Source organism: Mesorhizobium sp. WSM2561, assembly GCF_000513915.1.
In the GTDB taxonomy this organism is placed as follows: domain Bacteria; phylum Pseudomonadota; class Alphaproteobacteria; order Rhizobiales; family Rhizobiaceae; genus Mesorhizobium; species Mesorhizobium muleiense.
Genome location: NZ_AZUX01000051.1, coordinates 1 through 18879, shown reverse-complemented (window position 1 = coordinate 18879; position 18879 = coordinate 1). Strand labels below are relative to the sequence as shown.

Here is an 18879-nt window from a genome sequence, read left to right as displayed (position 1 = left end):
ATCAATAGATCTTGGAGAACTCTTCGATGTTCGACTTGTCGAACTTGAAGGGCGGAGCCATCGCGGCCGAGTTGGTGTCGTCGAGGGTGACCTTGCCGACACGGCCGATCGACAGCGTCGCACCCGGCTTGGCTTCTTCCTTCTTCACCGCCAGATCATGGGCGAGGTAGACGGCCGAGTAGCCGAGATCGATCGGGTTCCACAGCGCAACCGCCTGGCTGGCGCCGTTGTCGATGAACTTCTTGAACTCCGACGGCAGCGCCAGGCCGGTGACGTTGACCTTGCCGATCAGGCCCTGGTCGGTCACCACCTGGGCGGCGGCGACGACGCCGACGGTGGTCGGTGCAATGATCGCCTTGAGGTTCGGATAGGATTTTAGCAGGCCCTTGGCCTCGTCCGTGCTCTTGGCCGAGTCGTCGTCGCCATAGACGGTGGCGACGAGATTGATCTTGGGGAATTTCTCCGGCAGCACCTTCTTGGCCGCTTCGATCCAGGCGTTCTGGTTGGTCGCAGTCGACGAAGCCGACAGTATGGCGACATCGCCGCCTTCCGGCAGATAGTCGGCGGCAAGCTTGATGATGGTCTCGCCGATCAGGTTGGTGTCCGAGGGGTTGAGGTGGAGCTGGCGGCCTTCCGGAGCGACGCCCGAATCCCACGAGATGACGGTGATGCCGCGATCCATCGCCTTCTTCAGCGCCGGCACCAGCGCGTCGGCGTCATTGGCCGAAATGGCGATCGCGTCGACTTTTTGGGCGATCAGCGAATTGATCACCTCGATCTGCGCTTCGGCGGTCGCCTTTGTCGGGCCGGTGTAGATGATGTCGACGTCTCCGAGTTCCTTGGCCGCCTCTTCGGCGCCCTTGTTGGCGGCATCGAAGAAGCCGTTGCCGAGCGACTTCACCACCAGCGCGATCTTGACGTTCTCGGCATAGGCCGCATTCACGAACATGGCGGCGGAGAACGCCGCCGTCACCATCATTTTCTTCAGAAAGCTCATCGAATATCCTCCCTTGAGCGTTGCATTCCATCGCCGCTGCGAACCCTCAGGCCTGCAGCGAAGATTCTTCCCTATTGCCTGCCGTTGTGCGGGCGACGACCAGCGTCACACCAGCGGCCTCCAACATCTTGGCCTCGCGATCCTCGATGCCGTCGTCGGTGATGACCGTGGCAATGCGCGACAGGCCGCACAGGATCAGGCTCGAGCGCTTGCGGAATTTTGACGAGTCGACCAGCACCACCAGTTCGTCGGCCTGATCGATCAGTTTCTGCTCGGCCTGGATCAGCAGCGGATCGCCTTCCATCAGGCCGAGTGGCCCGAGCCCTTGCGCGCCCATGAACATGCGGCGGGCATAGAAATTACGCGTCACGTCATTGTCGAAGGGCGACAGGATGATGTTCTGCTCGCGGTAGATGGTGCCGCCCGACAGCATCACCGTGTTCTTGGAGTGCTTGAGCAGGTGCTCGGCGATCGGAAAGGAATTGGTGAAGATCGGCATGCGGCGGCCGGTCAGGAAATGCACCATCTGGAAGGTGGTGGTGCCGCCATTGATGATGATCGGCTCGCCGTCCTTGCACAGTTCCACGGCGTCCCGCGCGATCGCCCGCTTCTGCGCAGCGTTGATCGTCTCGTTGACGGAAAAAGGCCGGCCGGCAAGGCCGATGAATTGCGGCGGGGTGATCGCCTCGGCGCCGCCACGCACCCGGCGCAGACGCTTTTGCACATGCAGTGCGGCGATGTCGCGCCGGATCGTCGCCTCGGATGAATCCGTCAGGTCGACCATCTCCTGCACCGTCACCACAGGCTTTTCCTGGACGGCGGACAAAATGATCCTGTGGCGCTCTTTTTCGTGCATGGTTCCTCCCTGCCTCAGCATCTACGCACTCAAAACGCGCAGTGTCAATCATTTCCGATCATATAATTCCATTGTGCAGTGCAATATGATCAATCTTGATCGTTTGTGATTGACAATGCCGTCGCTTCCGTGGACATTCGGCCGAAGCTGACCCGCTATACGGTCGCAATTGACCGCACCGTTTGTGCGTCTCACGTCACGGGAGGATTACCTATGCTTGACAAGCGCTCCGGCACGCGCCTCGCCAATCTTTGGAATGAGGCGAAAGCCCTGGGGATGAGCGAGCCGGAACGTCTGGTCTATCGCTCGAATGTTCTTGGCTCCGACAAGCGCGTCACCAACTATGGCGGCGGCAACACCTCTTCCAAGATATGGCAAAAGGATCCGCTCACCGGCGAGAGCGTGGAAGTGCTGTGGGTGAAGGGCTCGGGCGGTGACAGCGCCTCGATCAAGCTCGACGGCTTCGCCACGCTCTACATGGACAAGCTGCGCGCGCTGAAGGGTCTCTATCGCGGCGTCGAGCATGAGGACGAGATGGTCGCCTATCTGCCCCATTGCACCTTCAACCTTAACCCACGCGCGGCCTCGATCGACACGCCGCTGCACGCCTTCGTGCCGAAGCCTCATGTCGACCACATGCATCCCGACGCCATCATCGCGATTGCCGCCGCCAAGGATTCGCAGGCGCTGACCAGGGAGATCTTCGGCGACGCGATCGGCTGGCTGCCATGGAAGCGCCCGGGCTTCGAGCTCGGCCTGTGGCTGGAAAAATTCTGCTCCGAAAATCCTGAGGCCAAGGGCGTTGTGCTGGCAAGCCATGGCCTTTTCACCTGGGGCGAGAGCCCAAAGGAATGCTACGAGACGACGATCTCGGTGATCAACCAGGCGATCGACTGGTTCGAGCGCAAGTCTGAAGGCAAGCCGATCTTCGGCGGCGAAGTCGTCAAATCGCTCGACGCGCCGGCGCGTCGCGCCGTGGCGGCAAGGCTGATGCCGAGGATCCGCGGCCTGATTTCGGAGAAAAGCCACAAGCTCGGCCATTTCGACGATTCGCCGGCCGTGCTCGAATTCGTCAATTCGAAGGTTTTGCGCCCGCTGGCGGCGCTCGGCACCTCCTGCCCGGATCATTTCCTGCGCACCAAGATCCGGCCGCTGGTCATCGAATTCGATCCCAAAAATCCCGATGTCGACGCCGTCATCGCCCGCCTCGCCGACGATTTGGCGGAGTATCGCGTTGGCTACCAGGCCTATTATGACAGGTGCAAGCATGCGGATTCGCCGCCGGTGCGTGATCCGAACGCCGTGGTCTATCTGATGCCCGGCGTCGGCATGTTCACCTTCGCTGGCGACAAGGCGACGGCGCGCATTTCGGGCGAATTCTACGTCAATGCCATCAATGTCATGCGCGGCGCCTCGACAGTGTCGACCTATGTCGGCCTGCCCGAGCAGGAAGCCTTCGACATCGAATACTGGCTGCTCGAAGAGGCAAAGCTGCAGCGCCTGCCCAAGCCGAAATCGCTTGCTGGCCAGATCGCGTTGGTCACCGGCGGCGCCGGCGGCATCGGCCGGGCGACGGCCAACCGGCTGCTGCGCGAGGGCGCCTGCGTCGTGCTGGCCGACATCGACGAGACCGCCCTTGCCAGCGCCAATGACGAGTTGGCCAAGGCCCATGGCAAGGATTTCGTGCGGCCGGTGGTGCTCAACGTCACGTCAGAGGACCAGGTGATCTCCGGTTTCGCCGAGACGGCGGTCGAGTTCGGCGGCATCGACATCCTTGTGTCGAATGCCGGCCTGGCAACCTCGGCGCCGATCGAGGAGACGACGCTGGCGCTGTGGAGCAAGAACATGGACATCTTGTCGACCGGCTATTTCCTCGTTTCGCGCGAAGCATTCCGGCTGTTCCGGGCGCAGAAGATCGGCGGCAATGTCGTCTTCGTCGCCTCCAAGAACGGGCTTGCCGCATCGCCCAATGCCGCCGCCTATTGCACGGCCAAGGCCGCCGAAATCCATCTGGCGCGCTGCCTGGCGCTGGAAGGCGCGGAGGCGCAGATCAGGGTCAATGTCGTCAATCCCGACGCCGTGCTGCGCGGCTCGAAGATCTGGACCGGCGAGTGGAAGGAACAGCGCGCCGCCGCCTACAAGATGTCGACTGACGACCTTGAGGAACACTACCGCTCGCGCTCGATGCTGAAGCGTTCGGTGTTCCCCGAAGACATCGCCGAGGCGATCTATTTCTTCGCCTCCGACATGTCGGCCAAGTCGACCGGCAATATCGTCAATGTCGACGCCGGCAACGCCCAGAGTTTTACGCGCTAGGCGATCATTTTTTGAGGGTGGCGCTGCCCCTCACCCTTACCCTCTCCCCGCGAAGAACGGGGAGAGGGGGTCGCCAATGCCGGAGCGCTTCCCCTCTCCTGTCTCTATACGGACTCTATACGGGGAGAAGGTGCCGACAGGCGGATGAGGGGCAGCGCCAACCAAACGCATTTGGGAGGAAGCACCATGTCCGAAACCATCATCTCCGCCGACATCGTCGACAAGGACAATCTCGCGCGCGCGGCCGAGCTCAAGCGCGATTACGATGCGCTCGGCGAACGCCTCGACCGCCGCGGCATCGCCGTCGACGCCATCCGCGACAAGGTGGAAAAATTCGCCGTGGCGATCCCGTCCTGGGGCGTCGGCACCGGCGGCACCCGCTTTGCCCGCTTTCCCGGCGCCGGCGAGCCGCGCGATATCTTCGACAAGATCGAGGACTGCGCCGTCATCCGGCAGTTGACGCAGGCGACACCCACCGTCTCGCTGCACATTCCCTGGGACAAGGCCGACCCGAACCGGCTGAAGCAGGCGGCCTCGCGCTTCGGCCTCGGCTTCGACGCCATGAACTCCAACACGTTCTCCGACGCCAGTGACCAAAAACTGTCCTACAAGTTCGGTTCGCTGTCGCATGCCGGCGCCGGCACCCGCCGGCAGGCGGTCGAGCACAATCTCGAATGCATCGAGATCGGCAAGACGCTGGGCTCCAAGGCGCTGACGGTGTGGATCGGCGACGGATCGAATTTCCCCGGCCAGGTCAATTTCGCAAAGGCGTTCGAGCGCTATCTCGACGCAATGAAGGAGATCTACGCCAAGCTGCCGGACGACTGGAAGCTGTTCACCGAGCACAAAATGTACGAGCCGGCCTTCTATTCCACGGTCGTGCAGGATTGGGGCACCAACTACATCATCGCCAAAGAGCTCGGCGACAAGGCGTTCTGCCTGGTCGACCTCGGCCATCATGCGCCCAACGTCAACATCGAGATGATCGTCTCGCGGCTGATCCAGTTCAAGAAACTCGGCGGCTTCCATTTCAACGATTCGAAATATGGCGACGACGATCTCGACGCCGGCTCGATCGATCCCTACCGGCTGTTCCTCGTCTTCAACGAGCTGGTCGATGCCGAGCTTGCCGGGGCCGAAGGTTTCGATCCGGCTCACATGCTCGACCAGAGCCACAATGTCACCGACCCGATCGAAAGCCTGATGTTGTCGGCGGTCGAGGTGCAGCGCGCCTATGCGCAGGCGCTGCTGGTCGATCGCCAGGCTTTGGAAGGCTATCAGGATGCCAACGACGCGCTGATGGCGACGCAGACGCTGAAAGCCGCCTATCGCACCGATGTCGAGCCGATCCTCGCCATGGCGCGGCTGAACACGGGCGGCGCCATCGATCCGGTCGCCACCTATCGTGCCGCCGGCTACCGAGCCAAAATCGCGGCGGAACGGCCGGCAGTCGCTGGCGGCGGCGGTGGGATTGTTTGATACCGGCCTGAAACGAAAAAAACCCGCCTGAGGCGGGTCGCGGCGCAAATCAGGATTATGTTAGAATTAGTAGCATAGTTGCCGGCATGGGGCTTGCCATCAACGCTGCGACGCTGAGATGTAACGGCATGGATCCTAGGGTCTCCGCGACGTCGCTTCGCTCCTGCTCCGCCCTAGGATGACGAAGGGAGAGAGGCATCGGCTAATTTCGAACGCCTTCGCTTGTCATCAGCCTACCTACGCTGCGACGCAACTGCCAAATCTGCGCCATCTGCGATTAGCTACAAGCCAACACGCCTTCGTCATCCTAGGGCGGAGCAGGAGCGAAGCGACGTCGCGGAGACCCTAGGATCCATGCCGTTACATCAGCCGAAGATTGCAACGGTGGTTACGAACCGAACCGGCGCAGGCGTGCAAGCCCGGCGAAATCTTCTTTATTGTCAGTAGACTCAACCTCTCCAAACGGCTTTTCTAGGCGCATCCCACGCCCCGGAGAACGGCCATGCACCGCCGCACCCTAATCGCCCTCAGTCTTTCCCTCACCTTGACCTTTGCGCCGCTGGCGGCCGCATTGGCCGCCTCGCCGCAGCCGGCGAAGGGCGAGCATGGCATGGTGGTGACCGCCCAGCATCTGGCGTCTGAAGTCGGCGTCGAGGTGCTGAAGAAGGGCGGCAACGCCGTCGATGCCGCAGTCGCCGTCGGCTACGCACTGGCTGTGGTCTATCCAAACGCCGGCAATATCGGCGGTGGCGGCTTCATGACCATCCGCTTCAAGGACGGCCGCTCGACGTTCCTCGATTTCCGCGAGCGCGCGCCGCTCGCCTCGACGAAAACCATGTATCTCGACAAGGATGGCAAGCCGGTGAAAGGCGCCAGCCTCGACGGCTATCTCGCTGTCGGCGTGCCGGGCTCGGTGGCAGGCTTCGAGACCGCACGGGAAAAATACGGCACGCTGACGCGGCAGGACTTGATGGCGCCGGCCATCCGCTATGCCAGGGACGGTTTTGTGCTGGAGCAGGGGGATGTCGCCTCGCTCGAAGCCGGCGCCGCGCGGCTGGCCAAGGACCCTGCCGCGGCCGCCATCTTCCTGAAGCCTGGCGGCAAGCCCTATGCCGTCGGCGAGCGCCTTGTCCAGGCCGATCTCGCCGCCTCGCTTTCGGCGGTTTCGGAACGAGGTCGCGATGCCTTCTACAAAGGACCGATCGCCGACGGCATCGTCAAGGCGAGCGCGGAGAAGGGCGGTATTCTGGCCAAGGCGGATTTCGAGACCTACGCGGTCCGCGAGCTCGAGCCGGTGACCTGCAACTACCGTGGCTATCAGATCACCTCGTCGCCGCCGCCGAGCTCGGGCGGCGTCATCATCTGCGAGATCCTCAACGTGCTGGAATTCTATCCGCTGTCATATCTCGGCACCGGTTCTGCCGAAACCGTCAAAGTCATGGTCGAGGCGATGCGCCATGCCTATGTCGACCGCAATTCGGCACTCGGCGATCCCGACTTCGTCGACAATCCGGTCGAAAAGCTGCTCGACAAGAATTATGCCAAAGAAATCCGCGAAAAGATCGATCCGTTCCGGGCCGGCGTGTCGCAGGATCTGATGCCGAAGGGCTTTGGCGAGAGCCAGGAGACGACGCATTATTCGATCGTCGACAATGACGGCAACGCCGTCGCGGTGACCTATACGCTGAACGGTTCGTTCGGCGCCGCCGTCGTAGCCGACGGCACCGGCATCCTGCTCAACAACGAGATGGACGATTTCACCCAGAAACCGGGCGTGCCCAATCTCTACGGCCTGGTCCAGGGCGAGGCGAATGCGATCGCGCCGAGGAAGACGCCGCTGTCGTCGATGAGCCCGACCATCGTCGCCAAAGACGGCAAGCCGTTCATGGTCATCGGCAGCCCCGGCGGCTCGCGCATCATCACCATCACGCTGGAAGCGATCGTCAACGTCGTCGACCACGGCATGAACATCCAGGAGGCGATCGACGCGCCGCGCATCCATCACCAATGGCTGCCCGACACGGTCTATGTCGAACCGTTCGGCCTGTCGCCCGATACCGAAAAACTGCTTGCCGGGATGGGCTACCACCTCGATGTCGCCGATGCGACCTGGGGTCAGGCGGCCGGTATCCTGGTCGGCGGCAAGAGCCTGGCCGAGATCGAAAAGGGCGGCGGCGCCCGCTACAATGGCGCCATCGACAGCCGCGCCGCGTCCGGCGAGGCGATTGGATATTAGATTCGTGCGCCCCGGGTCTGTTGAGATTCAGGTCAGGCCGCGCCGGGCCCGTCAGATGACCAGCGTTATGGTGGACGCAATCAGCATCACCGCTGCGATGCCGACGAACAAGGCATAGATACGCGGCCGATCGAGCAGCAGCGCATTTCCCGATATCCACGCCGCCGTGGCGCCGCCAAGCGCGTACAGGAAGCCGTTGCGGTGCCCCAGGGCAAGGTTTGCGGCCATCAAGCCGCCAATGATGAGGGCGCCGAACACGATGATCACGGCGACCGCGTATTTCTCGAAATCGTTGCTGGCCACACCCGGACCCATCACGTTCAACGTCGTCAGGTCGTCCGGGTCGAAGGGGCTGGCCGACCCATATTCGTCTTGACCGGCAGGCTCGTGCATCATTCATTCTCCTTGAAGCGGCAACAAATCATCAAGCCTTGCCGAGTGCAACCGGATCGCGACGCGTTCAATGCCATCGGCACGGTCTTCAACACTTTCTGGCCGCGGCTTGCTACCGTCTTTTTGGATTTAATGCATGTCGCGCAAAAGTGTGCAGCGGTTTTGCGGTAACGACATGCAAAAAAACAACAACCTGAAGCGCGTCGCCGGTCAAACGCGACGCGCTTCAGGTCGGATCGTGCTGCCGCTCCAGGCGATCTGTCGCACTGGAATCGCCAGTCAGGGCGTTTTGACATGAAAGGCCGCCGCTCTGGAGGCGGATTAAGAACCGCTGTCCTGGCTTCGGCCTGACCGCGCGTGACGTTCTAGTGGCCAGGATTGGGCCGGTGGCGAAGATTGGGCCGGCGGCGAAGATTGGGTTGGTGGTGAAGAGTGGCCGGCGCCACTTTGGGGGGGCGTTGGGGTAGATTGCCTGATGGGCGCCGGCCAAGCGGAAATCAGGTCCGCCGCGAGCAAACATAGCAAGGAATGGCGCGGTATGGCAGTGGTGTGATCGCGGAAGATGGTTCGCGCTTTCCCGGTGCGGTGTCCCATTATCGGTCAACCCGTCTGGCACCTGAATTGCACAGTAAGCAATGCCGGGGCAACGGCCCGGAAGTCGTTCCCGAATATCGGGCCTCGCCGCTTCGCAAATGGAGCGGCGGGCCTTTTTGGCTAGAGCATCGGCCCCGAACGTGGCTACCGGTTGCGGCAGCGTTTCGCAGCCCGCCGAGATTTGTCAGGCGGCGGGAGCCGGCGGCAGTTCGAACAGTTGGGCGCCATTCTCCTGGCCCCGCTCGACATAGCCGATTATCCGGAACCATTTTGCGACGTCCGGTCTATGCAGCCAGCTGCGCGAGTGAATGGGGAGGTTGCCTGCAAGCGCCTGGATATGGCGAATGTGCCGCTTGCAGAAGCGAACGGTCGCGGCGCTGAAGAAATCTTCTTGCGCGGCGAACAGCGTATCGGCAGCGTCGCTATTCTCGTGCCAGGCGATGAGCGCTACGGTTTTTTCGCCCTGCACGAGCGCATGAGCACGGCCTTCCTTCAAGTTCATCATCAGATTGTCGTAGGCGATCTTGCTGTCCTTGCCGGCCGCGACGTACTCGTCCGATATCCGCTTGGACAGATCACGGAAAACACTTTCCAGATCTCCAACCGTTGCTGCGCGTGCTCTCATTTCGCCTCCTGGAGCCCCAACGGGCAGTTTGCCCTAAGGATAGGGGATCACCAAGCAAATCAAATCCGTCATTCCCCCAATGCGAGCAAACAGTTTCGCCAGTGCCGGCCCTGTCGGGCGCGGGAAAAATGATTGGAGGTCGCCGAGAACTGCTACGCAACCTGCCGCAACACGGCGACCTGAACTCCCCCAACCGATTTCAGCCAAGCCGGCGTCATGCGCAACTTGCTGACTGAAATTGTCTTGGAAAAATGGTGCCCAGAGGCGGATTCGAACCACCGACACGCGGATTTTCAGTCCGCTGCTCTACCAACTGAGCTATCTGGGCCTGTTCCGGCACGCGGGCAGTTCTGCACGCCGGATTTCTTGAAAGCGCCGCAGGCGCCCCTTGAAAGCGCGTGGGTTATAGCACGGGAATCCCGCCTGTCCAGCGCTTAAGCGTTGATTTCAAGCGGCAAACGAGCAGTCGCTGGACAGGTCGATTCATGGGACGCGGTCGAAGTCACCAAGCCGTGCCGAACAGCTTCATTTGGGAGGGTCGTTGTCCGTTTCGTCCTCGTCGTCGCGGCCCGGAATGACATAGGCGCCCTTGAGCCAGCGGTTGAGGTCGATGTCCTTGCAGCGCACGGAGCAGAACGGGTAGGTCTCGCGCGCCGACGGCTTGCCGCATTCGGGGCAGGGCCGCTTGGGGCGCAGCGGCGTGACCTTGTCGTCCGAACCCGAGTTCATGGCCGAACTGACTGCCAGTTGGCATGCACCTTGAAGCCCTCGCCGGCCAGCAGCGCCACCGTCTCATACAGCGGCAGGCCGACGACGTTGGTGTAGGAGCCGACAAGCTTGACCACGAAGGCGCCGGCGAGACCCTGGACTGCGTAGCCGCCGGCCTTGCCGCGCCATTCTCCCGAGGCCACATAGGCGTCGATCTCGGCGCGCGGCAGCCGCTTGAAACGCACCCTGGTCTCGACCAGCCGCTGGCGCAGCTTGCCGCTCGGCGTAACCAAGCAGATGCCGGAATAGACCCGATGCGAACGGCCTGACAGCAGTCCGAGGCAATTGACGACGTCGTCGAACGTTTCGGCCTTGGGGAGGATGCGCCGGCCGACGGCGACCACCGTGTCGGCGGCCAGCACGAAGCTCGGTGCATAATCCTCTTCCGTCTGCAGCGAGGCCAGCGCCTTTTCGGCCTTTTCCTTCGACAGGCGCTTGGCCAGCGAGCGTGGATGCTCGGCGCGCAACGGCGTTTCGTCGACACCGGCCGGCAGCACGCGGTCCGGCTCGATGCCGGCCTGCTGCAGCAGCTCGATTCGGCGCGGCGAACCCGAGGCAAGCACGAGCTTCTGCAAAATGATCATCGCGATCCCGGCCGAGCTCTGACGATCTTACTTGAAACGGTAGGTGATGCGGCCCTTGGTCAGGTCGTAGGGTGTCATCTCGACAAGGACCTTGTCGCCGGTCAGCACGCGGATACGGTTCTTGCGCATGCGGCCGGCGGTGTGGGCGATGATTTCGTGTTCGTTTTCAAGCTTCACCCTGAACATCGCATTGGGCAATAATTCCGTGACGACACCCGGAAACTCGAGGACTTCTTCCTTCGGCATTCGATACCTTTGCTTGGATGGATTCCCAGCGCCCCGGCCGGAATTTGGGCGGAACCTATATGATAATCGTGCGCTTGTGAACATGCTTAAATCAGCCCGGTTTCTCTGCTTCCGGCGCCAGAAAACGGCGGCCGATCCGCGCCCTCAGCCGTTCGCGCACCTCGCGATAGGCGGCCATGATCTGCTCGCGCGTGCCGCCGACGCCAGTCGGGTCCGGCATCGGCCAATATTCGACGTCGACGGCAAGCGAGCGGGTAAGCTCGAGCGCGGTGTGATGGGCTTCCGGCGACAGCGTGATGATCAGGTCGAAATAGTCGTCCTCGAGATCGTCCAATGTCCTCGGGTGCCGGTCGCCGAGCGAAAGCCCGTCCTCGGCCAGCACGGCGTCGACGAACGGGTCGCGTTCGCCGCCGCGCACCCCGGCCGACGCGACGAAGGTGGTGGCCGGAAGTACCTGACGCGCCAGCAGTTCGGCCATCGGCGAGCGCACGGCGTTCATGGCGCAGACGAACAGGATCGAGCGGGGCAGGATCGAGCGGGGCAGAGGGACTGACAGTTCAGCCTCGCCAGTGCAGTACGCAGACCAGCGTGAACAGCCGGCGCGCCGTGTCGAAATCGATATCGATCTTGCCGGCCAGCCGGTCCATCAGTGTCTGCGAGCCCTCATTGTGCAGGCCGCGCCGGCCCATGTCGATCGCCTCGATCTGGCTGGGCGTCGAGGTGCGGATGGCATCGTAATAGCTTTCGCAGATCATGTAATAGTCCTTGACGATGCGCCTGAGCGGCGTCAGCGACAGGATGTGGGTGACGACCGCCGCGCCATCCTCGCGCGTCACCGCGAAGACCAGGCGGGATTCGGCCAGCGACAGTTTTAGCCGGTAGGGCCCGGCGCCGTCGTCATTGACCGGCTGGAAGCTGTTTTCCTCGATCAGGTCGAAGATCGCCACCGCCCGCTCATGCTCGACGTCGGGCGTCGAACGGCCGATCGATTCGTCGAGTTCGACATCGATCAGCCTGGCACGGGTTCGATCGTAGTCCGCCATGTCAGCTACATATTCAGCCGGATGGCGACGGAGCGTCCATGCGCGTCGAGGCCTTCCGCTGTGGCCAGCGCGATGGCCGCCGGCGCCAGCGCCCGCAATTGCTCCGGCCCGAGCTTCAGGATCGAGGTGCGCTTGACGAAATCGAGCACCGAAAGCCCGGACGAGAAGCGCGCCGAGCGCGCCGTCGGCAGAACGTGGTTGGAGCCGCCGACATAGTCGCCGATGGCTTCCGGCGTGTGGCGGCCGAGAAAGACTGCGCCGGCATTGCGCATCCGCGCCAGGAAGGCTTCCGGCTCGTCGATGGCAAGCTCGACATGTTCGGCCGCGATGCGGTCGACCAGCGGCAGCGCCGCCTCGATTCGGGGGACGTGGATGACGGCGCCGAAATCGCGCCAGCTCGCCGCCGCCGTCCCGGCGCGCGACAGGCTTTGCAACTGGCGTTCGACCGCCTGTTCGACCGCCGCGCCGAAGGCGGGGTCGTCGGTGATCAGGATCGACTGCGCCGACACGTCATGCTCGGCCTGGGCAAGCAGGTCGGCGGCGATCCAGTCCGGATCGTTATTGCCGTCGGCCACGACAAGCACTTCCGAGGGCCCGGCGATCATGTCGATGCCGACCGTGCCGAACACCTGGCGCTTGGCCGCCGCGACATAGGCATTGCCGGGGCCGACGATCTTGGCGACCGGCTTTATCGTCTCGGTGCCGTAGGCCAGCGCTGCGATCGCCTGCGCGCCGCCGACACGATAGATCTCGGATATGCCGGTCAGGTCCGCCGCCACCAGCACCAGCGGATTGATGACGCCGCCGGGCGCCGGCACCGCCATGACGATGCGCTCGACGCCGGCGACCTTGGCCGGCACGGCGCTCATCAGCACCGAGCTTGGATAGCTCGCCGTACCGCCCGGTACGTAGAGCCCGACCGCCTCGATCGCGGTCCAGCGCGAGCCGAGCTCGACGCCGGCAGCGTCGGTATAGCGGTCGTCGTTGGGCCGCTGCCGCTCGTGATGCGAACGGATGCGGTCACGGGCGAATTTGAGCGCCTCGATCGTCTGCGGGTCGGCCGCATCGTAGGCCCTGGCGATGTCGTCTTGCGACACGGCAATGCCGAGGCCTTTCAGGTCGGCCTTTTCGAATCTCAGCGTGTAGTCGATGAGCGCCGCGTCGCCCTCGGCGCGCACCCGCGCGACGATCGCGCGCACCACCGCGTCGACGTCCTCCGAGACCTCGCGCTTGGTCAAAAGGAACGCGGCAAACCGCGGCTCGAAATCGGCATCGGACAGGCGAAGCGTGATGGCCATCTTGTGTGCTCAGACTCTGTGGAAGGGGCGCGACGTCGCTTCCCAGGCGCCGCCAGTGTCAGCCAGCCGCGCCTCGATGCACTCGACATCGAGCATGATCGCGCCGCCGCCTGAAAAGATCAGCTCGACAATGCCGGCCGGCTTGTCGAGCGCGATGAAGCTGATCGCCAGCAGCGACAGCACCTCGTCCGGCTTGTCGCGGGCAATGCCGCTGGTCTTGGCGCCCAGCACCCGGTCGAAATGCAGCACGCTTTGCCGCCGCTCATTGTGCTGGCGGAACAGCCCCGATTTCGCCTCCCAGACGAAGCGGTTCATCGTCATCACGAAGCGCTTGACCGCCGGCATGTATTCGAGGTCGCCGACCTTGAGCACGGCGTCCTGGACATGGGCCGAGACGATGCTCAGATCCTGATCGTCGAGCGCGACAAGCTTGAGAAGGTTCATGCGGAGTTCGCACCTGCGAAGGTTACATCGGCTTTCTGTTAGGCGGTCTTGGCGATCCGTGCAACCGCGCCGCGGATTCCAGGACAATCGCTTCAGGTGTGCGCTGCCCCTCATCGCCCTGCCCGTCCTCCGCAGCAGCTGCGGAGGGTGGACCGGGCACTCTCCCCGTATAGTGACGGGGAGAAGGGCGCCTTCGCCGGACGATTTCGCCAATCAGCAGCGGTGCAGGAATAAGCCCCTTCTCCCCGTTACTATACGGGGAGAAGGTGCCGGCAGGCAGATGAGGGGCAGCGCCGACCTCAGGCCGTTACCTCTACCCCGAAATCCGCTCGATCACCGCGCCGCAGCCGGACAGCTTTTCTTCCAGCCGCTCAAAACCGCGGTCGAGATGATAGACCCGGTTGACCGTGGTCTCGCCTTCGGCCGCCAGGCCGGCGATGACCAGCGACACCGAAGCGCGAAGGTCGGTCGCCATCACCGGCGCGCCCTTCAGCTTCGGCACGCCGTCGACGATCGCCGTCTGGCCGGACAATGTTATGTGGGCGCCGAGCCGGGCAAGTTCCTGGACGTGCATGAAGCGGTTTTCGAAGATCGTCTCGGTGATGCGCGACTTGCCCTTGGCCATCGTCATCAGGCCCATGAACTGCGCCTGCAGGTCGGTCGGGAACGCCGGGAAGGGCGCTGTCGTCACGTCGACCGGCGCAATGCCGGCGCCGTTGCGCCTGACGCGGATGCCGGAATTGGTCTGCGTGATCTCGGCGCCGGTTTGGGAAATCACGTCGAGCGCGGTCTGCAACAGGTCCGCCCGCGCACCTTCGAGCACGACATCGCCGCCGGTCATGGCGACGGCCATCGCATAGGTGCCGGTCTCGATGCGGTCGGGTATCACCCGCACGCGCGCGCCCGACAGCGCCTCGACGCCGTCGATGGTGATGGTCTCGGTGCCGGCGCCGGAAATCCTGGCGCCCATGGCGTTGAGGCATTCGGCGAGGTTGACGATCTCGGGCTCGCGGGCGGCGTTTTCGAGCACCGTCTCGCCCTTGGCCAGTGACGCGGCCATCATCAGCACATGGGTGGCGCCGACCGACACTTTCGGGAAGACGTAGCGATTGCCGACAAGACGGCCGTTCCTGGTCTTGGCGATGACATAGCCGGTGTCGACGTCGATATCGGCGCCCAGCGCCTGGAGGCCTTCCAGGAAAATGTCGACCGGCCGCGTGCCGATGGCGCAGCCGCCGGGCAGCGACACCTTGGCCTCGCCCATGCGGGCAAGCAGCGGGCCGATCACCCAGAACGAGGCGCGCATCTTCGACACCAGCTCGTAGGGTGCCGTTGTGTCGACGATGTTGCGGGCGGAGAAAGTGACGGTGCGCGAATAGCCCTGCTGCTGCTTTTCGCGGCGTCCGTTGACCGAGTAGTCGACGCCATGATTGCCGAGGATGCGGATCAACTGCTCGACATCGGCCAGATGCGGCACGTTTTCCAGGGTCAGTGTGTCGTCGGTGAGCAGCGAAGCGATCATCAGCGGCAGCGCGGCGTTCTTCGCGCCCGAGATCGGGATGCTTCCGGCAAGCTTGTTGCCGCCGACGATTCTGATGCGATCCATGGAAGAACGTCCCCTCGGCCGAAAGGCCGGTTTTAATCGGTTGAGTCTGTTGTGGCCGGTCTAGACCCCGGCCCGTCTAAACCATTGGCCGGCTTGGTTCAAGAAACAGGATTCCCGCGCCGTGGCTGTCGATAATAGGTCAATCCTTTTGCGTTTCGAGCCCGTCCGGCCGCTTGTCGGCCCCGCCAGTGCGTCGCGAGCGCGACTGCGCCTTGCGCTTCTGCAGATTGGCGCGCAATTGCTCGGCGAGCCGGGTCTTGCGGTCAGCTTTTGTCGACGGCCCGCCCTTGTCAGATGGGCCCTCCTTGTCGGGTGGACCCTCCTTGTCAGATGGAATTGCCTTGTCGTTCATGGTTCCGTCCCGGCTGACCCGCTATTCAGGGATAGCCAACATTGTGGCGCTGCCATGTCCGCAAAAGCCGTCGGAGCGGGCTTTCACAGATGGCTTGCACTTGGCCTTGCGCTTGCCGGTTCGATATGGCAGAAGCCCCGCCATCAGCGGCTGCGGTAGCTCAGTGGTAGAGCACTCCCTTGGTAAGGGAGAGGTCGAGAGTTCAATCCTCTCTCGCAGCACCAGATTTTCCTAACAAATTCAACGTATTACCGACCGCAGAGAGCGGTCGGTATCTCTGCGCCTCGGCACAGTTCGGCACGGTTCAGCACCCGTGGTGGTGCAGAATTGGTGCGAGATTGGATCAAAGAACATGGCGCCGATATCATAGGCTATGTTGCTCGTTACGGCAGTAAGGACGACCCAAAGCATTATGGGGATGGTGGCGAACTGATTTACGCGGCGGATATAGCCGCCTTGCGTCGTCTAGAAGGTGGGAAATAGCATGACCCTAGATCAAGCTTATCTTATTGGAGTGATCCCCGCTGCTTTAGTTTCTGTTGTGGGGCTTCCGCTCACATGGTGGAAACCGGGTATTTTTGGGCCGCTGTGTTTTTACGTAGTGTTGTGTGGTTTTGTTTGTGGCTCAATAGCAATGAACCTATCACCATGAATACTATGCCGGACTATCTACGGATTGGTGCACACACTTACCGAATGTCAGAGATATCCATTGTAGATGCTGACGGCAATCTAGGTGAGTGCGATACTGACGGCATGGTGATCCTGATCAAAGAAGGCATAGTGCCGAGTAAGAAGCGTGAGATTGTACTGCATGAGGTATTTCATGCTGTATGGGAAGCTGTAGGGCTAGACATCATTGCCAAGCCTACAGAGGAACAAGTTGTGGATCGGATGGCTTGCGGGTTCTTGCAAGTTATGCGCGATAATCCTAAGCTGGTCGCCTATCTAACGGGAGGCCAGCATGAACTGGAAAAACTTGCGGCATGATCTGCTGGTACTGCTCATAGCGGTAGCCTGCTACTTCCTGTACCCGCCGCTGTTGCTGATAGTGCTCGGTTGGGTAGTGATCAAGCGGTACTGCCTGGATACAGGTGGTGCAGAATTGGTGCAGCCGAAATCGGAACCCGAAATAAAGCAGCAATAACAGTAGCATACTAGCTGCTAGCCGCTTCCTTGGTAAGGGAGAGGTCGAGAGTTCAATCCTCTCTCGCAGCACCAGTTTATCCCCTTGAAATCGCTCAAGCCCTTGACACGCAAGGCTCTCGTGATCGCTGCAGATTCCTTCAACGGAATTGGTTGGCACAAGATCGACAAGCGCAGCCCCTTGACATCGAGGTGTATCCATTCCCATACGATGAAAGTGATGTGCGACGAGATTCAGGCTCCCACGGCCAGAACAGGTCATAGCGCCCGGGAATCAGCCTTGCGTGCGAACATCCTGGCTGCACAAACCATGCCGGCTGGGATTTTCGCGAGGCCTAGGCAAGCCTCGCGCTGGTTCTGCTTCGAACATCGCGCCGAGAGGGAGCGGTTTCTTTTAGAACGTCAACCAATCCGCCATCCCTTCGCGTCTGAAGCCCTACCGGGTTTTGACGTCGATCAGCCTCGTGCCGCCGAAGGATTTCTACAACGCGATGGCAAGACTTTAGGCCTGTCACCGTTTCGCGGTGTCAGCATCCCGCTCGTCGCGTCTGAGGAACTCGCTGGTGACCGTGCCGAGTTGGTTTTCCAGCCAATCTGCCATCGCCTCTTCTTCGCGCAGGTTTTCTTTACACGCTCTTTGGGTCTCGGAGTCGCCGACCTCGCCGGCTGCGGCAATGAGCATTTTGTAGCTGGCGATTTCCATATGCTCGAATGTGTAGCTAGCCAGTGATCCTTTCATCACCTCGTCGCCTGCAAACATGCCGCTGATGTTCTGTCCGATGGCGATTAGCTTACCGCCGGCGTCCTTCAGCGTCGAAGATCCGTCGCCGATCCGGTCGAGGCATTGTTCAAGACGTTTTGCCTGTTGCCTCGTTTCTTCGAGATGCATGTTCATCCGGTCGCGAATCTCGGGATAGTTTTCGAGACGCTCGATTTGGCCGCTCAACATGGTCTCGGCTTGTTCTTCCATGGCGTGAGCGTCGCGAAGCCACTGCACCAGACGTTCCTTGGAGTCTGTCATGTCTGTCTCCGTTGGTCAGCATTGTCTTACTGCCATCGCAACGCCGCCACAGACCGTTAGTTCCGATCGCCTGCAAAGCGCAGTCGATACCCGGCGGTGACCACGACAACCCGTCCCGCAGGTCGCTGCCTCCCCGGCCAAAAGCCCCCAGAAGCGCAACATTAGCGTCAGCTAATGGTGCTCTGTGAGCAGTGGGCGTTGCCTGGTAGGCGCCGGCCGGCAGCTTTGGTCCGCCGCAGGAACAAGTTCCAGAGGTTAGGGCGGTGAGTATCGCGCGATACGTAGGCCAACAGTTCGAAAAATCCTGCCCCCAAATCAGATCAGAGTGGCCCGAGGACAAATGTGGCCAGTAGGGCAACAAAAAGCACAGCGGTGATCACGGCGCCCCACATGAGGACCCTTCCTGTGCCGCGTTGCTCTTCCTCGCGAGGTATCTCTTTCGCCATAGCAAGCATCCTTTTTGAGAAGTTCGGTGACTCAGCAATGTGTCTTGCGGAGGCTGGTTCCCGGCAGGAGGGGCCTATTGATGCCCTGGTTCATTTGGATGTTCCCTTGGACCCACGCCATGGGCGCGCTGTCGCTAGAAATCCATGCGAGGCACGCCGGTTATGGCACCGAATTCTTACTGCTAATTTAGCTGGAAGTGATGGAACCAGTTTGCCCCCGCCAAGTTCGTTAGGCAATGGAGGAGATTGCCGCCATGAACAGTGTCATTTATCTCATCGGCCTTGTCGTCGTCGTGCTTGCGATCCTCTCCTTCCTCGGATTCCATTAGGAGACACCATGCAGCGCGAAGACGATCAGGGCCGTAAGCCGGCCGATTTCGAAACAGCCAAAAGCGAACTGTCCGAACGGTTCCAGCAGGAAACGCAGAC

The 18879-nt window shown here is 61.8% G+C and carries 20 protein-coding genes and 2 tRNA genes; 7 read left to right on the top strand and 15 right to left on the bottom strand.

Annotation, left to right across the window (positions count from 1 at the left end; genetic code table 11):
• Position 1: 1 nt before the first annotated feature.
• Positions 2 to 997, bottom strand: a complete 996-nt coding sequence (gene rhaS, locus M727_RS0128750; protein WP_027155513.1) for a rhamnose ABC transporter substrate-binding protein — start codon at positions 995 to 997, stop codon at positions 2 to 4.
• A gap of 46 nt (positions 998 to 1043) precedes the next feature.
• The gene (locus M727_RS0128745; protein WP_027155512.1) at positions 1044 to 1853 is read right to left on the bottom strand and encodes a DeoR/GlpR family DNA-binding transcription regulator; all 810 of its coding nucleotides are present in this window, start codon (positions 1851 to 1853) and stop codon (positions 1044 to 1046) included.
• A 213-nt stretch (positions 1854 to 2066) separates the two neighbouring features.
• Between M727_RS0128745 and M727_RS0128740 the strand changes: the two genes are divergently transcribed.
• From M727_RS0128740 to ggt, 3 genes are all read left to right on the top strand, one after another.
• The gene (locus tag M727_RS0128740; protein ID WP_027155511.1) at positions 2067 to 4169 is read left to right on the top strand and encodes a bifunctional rhamnulose-1-phosphate aldolase/short-chain dehydrogenase; all 2103 of its coding nucleotides are present in this window, start codon (positions 2067 to 2069) and stop codon (positions 4167 to 4169) included.
• Between the two features lie 186 nt (positions 4170 to 4355).
• A complete protein-coding gene (gene rhaI, locus M727_RS0128735; protein WP_027155510.1) occupies positions 4356 to 5648 on the top strand; it encodes an L-rhamnose catabolism isomerase in 1293 nt (430 codons plus the stop codon).
• Positions 5649 to 6150: 502 nt separating this feature from the next.
• Entirely contained in the window at positions 6151 to 7884 is a 1734-nt protein-coding gene (gene ggt / locus M727_RS0128730; RefSeq protein WP_027155509.1) for a gamma-glutamyltransferase, read from the top strand.
• Between the two features lie 51 nt (positions 7885 to 7935).
• Here ggt and M727_RS37855 read toward each other — a convergent pair whose 3' ends face one another.
• On the bottom strand, positions 7936 to 8199 hold the full coding sequence (locus M727_RS37855) for a hypothetical protein (RefSeq protein WP_031256784.1): 264 nt from the start codon (positions 8197 to 8199) through the stop codon (positions 7936 to 7938).
• A gap of 214 nt (positions 8200 to 8413) precedes the next feature.
• On the opposite strand from M727_RS37855, the gene M727_RS41880 reads away from it, so the two are divergent.
• The gene (locus M727_RS41880) at positions 8414 to 8575 is read left to right on the top strand and encodes a hypothetical protein (RefSeq protein ID WP_156941666.1); all 162 of its coding nucleotides are present in this window, start codon (positions 8414 to 8416) and stop codon (positions 8573 to 8575) included.
• Positions 8576 to 9055: 480 nt separating this feature from the next.
• Here M727_RS41880 and M727_RS0128715 read toward each other — a convergent pair whose 3' ends face one another.
• From M727_RS0128715 to M727_RS0128665, 11 genes are all read right to left on the bottom strand, one after another.
• Entirely contained in the window at positions 9056 to 9496 is a 441-nt protein-coding gene (locus tag M727_RS0128715) for a hypothetical protein (RefSeq protein WP_027155507.1), read from the bottom strand.
• Positions 9497 to 9748: 252 nt separating this feature from the next.
• Positions 9749 to 9824, bottom strand: a tRNA-Phe gene (locus M727_RS0128710).
• A gap of 197 nt (positions 9825 to 10021) precedes the next feature.
• A complete protein-coding gene (yacG, locus tag M727_RS0128705) occupies positions 10022 to 10225 on the bottom strand; it encodes a DNA gyrase inhibitor YacG (protein WP_027155506.1) in 204 nt (67 codons plus the stop codon).
• Entirely contained in the window at positions 10222 to 10848 is a 627-nt protein-coding gene (locus M727_RS0128700) for a Maf-like protein (protein WP_027155505.1), read from the bottom strand. Before M727_RS0128700 ends, yacG begins: the two co-directional genes overlap by 4 nt.
• A 27-nt stretch (positions 10849 to 10875) precedes the next feature.
• Entirely contained in the window at positions 10876 to 11094 is a 219-nt protein-coding gene (gene infA / locus M727_RS0128695) for a translation initiation factor IF-1 (RefSeq protein WP_006200926.1), read from the bottom strand.
• Positions 11095 to 11185: 91 nt separating this feature from the next.
• The gene (locus M727_RS0128690; RefSeq protein WP_268931755.1) at positions 11186 to 11650 is read right to left on the bottom strand and encodes a low molecular weight phosphatase family protein; all 465 of its coding nucleotides are present in this window, start codon (positions 11648 to 11650) and stop codon (positions 11186 to 11188) included.
• Between the two features lies 1 nt (position 11651).
• The gene (locus M727_RS0128685; RefSeq protein WP_027155503.1) at positions 11652 to 12137 is read right to left on the bottom strand and encodes a UPF0262 family protein; all 486 of its coding nucleotides are present in this window, start codon (positions 12135 to 12137) and stop codon (positions 11652 to 11654) included.
• Between the two features lie 5 nt (positions 12138 to 12142).
• Positions 12143 to 13435, bottom strand: a complete 1293-nt coding sequence (hisD, locus tag M727_RS0128680; protein WP_027155502.1) for a histidinol dehydrogenase — start codon at positions 13433 to 13435, stop codon at positions 12143 to 12145.
• Between the two features lie 9 nt (positions 13436 to 13444).
• Positions 13445 to 13879: a DUF2948 family protein gene (locus tag M727_RS0128675; RefSeq protein ID WP_027155501.1), complete on the bottom strand. Its 435-nt coding sequence runs from the start codon at positions 13877 to 13879 to the stop codon at positions 13445 to 13447.
• A gap of 313 nt (positions 13880 to 14192) precedes the next feature.
• A complete protein-coding gene (murA, locus tag M727_RS0128670; RefSeq protein WP_027155500.1) occupies positions 14193 to 15485 on the bottom strand; it encodes a UDP-N-acetylglucosamine 1-carboxyvinyltransferase in 1293 nt (430 codons plus the stop codon).
• Positions 15486 to 15624: 139 nt separating this feature from the next.
• A complete protein-coding gene (locus tag M727_RS0128665) occupies positions 15625 to 15837 on the bottom strand; it encodes a hypothetical protein (protein ID WP_027155499.1) in 213 nt (70 codons plus the stop codon).
• A gap of 149 nt (positions 15838 to 15986) precedes the next feature.
• Between M727_RS0128665 and M727_RS0128660 the strand changes: the two genes are divergently transcribed.
• From M727_RS0128660 to M727_RS41875, 3 genes are all read left to right on the top strand, one after another.
• Positions 15987 to 16061, top strand: a tRNA-Thr gene (locus M727_RS0128660).
• Between the two features lie 334 nt (positions 16062 to 16395).
• The gene (locus M727_RS37850; RefSeq protein ID WP_027155498.1) at positions 16396 to 16827 is read left to right on the top strand and encodes a hypothetical protein; all 432 of its coding nucleotides are present in this window, start codon (positions 16396 to 16398) and stop codon (positions 16825 to 16827) included.
• The gene (locus M727_RS41875; protein ID WP_156941665.1) at positions 16802 to 16984 is read left to right on the top strand and encodes a hypothetical protein; all 183 of its coding nucleotides are present in this window, start codon (positions 16802 to 16804) and stop codon (positions 16982 to 16984) included. The genes M727_RS37850 and M727_RS41875 overlap by 26 nt, the downstream gene beginning before the upstream one ends.
• Before the next feature lie 510 nt (positions 16985 to 17494).
• Here M727_RS41875 and M727_RS0128640 read toward each other — a convergent pair.
• The gene (locus tag M727_RS0128640) at positions 17495 to 18004 is read right to left on the bottom strand and encodes a DUF892 family protein (RefSeq protein ID WP_027155497.1); all 510 of its coding nucleotides are present in this window, start codon (positions 18002 to 18004) and stop codon (positions 17495 to 17497) included.
• Positions 18005 to 18879 lie beyond the last annotated feature (875 nt).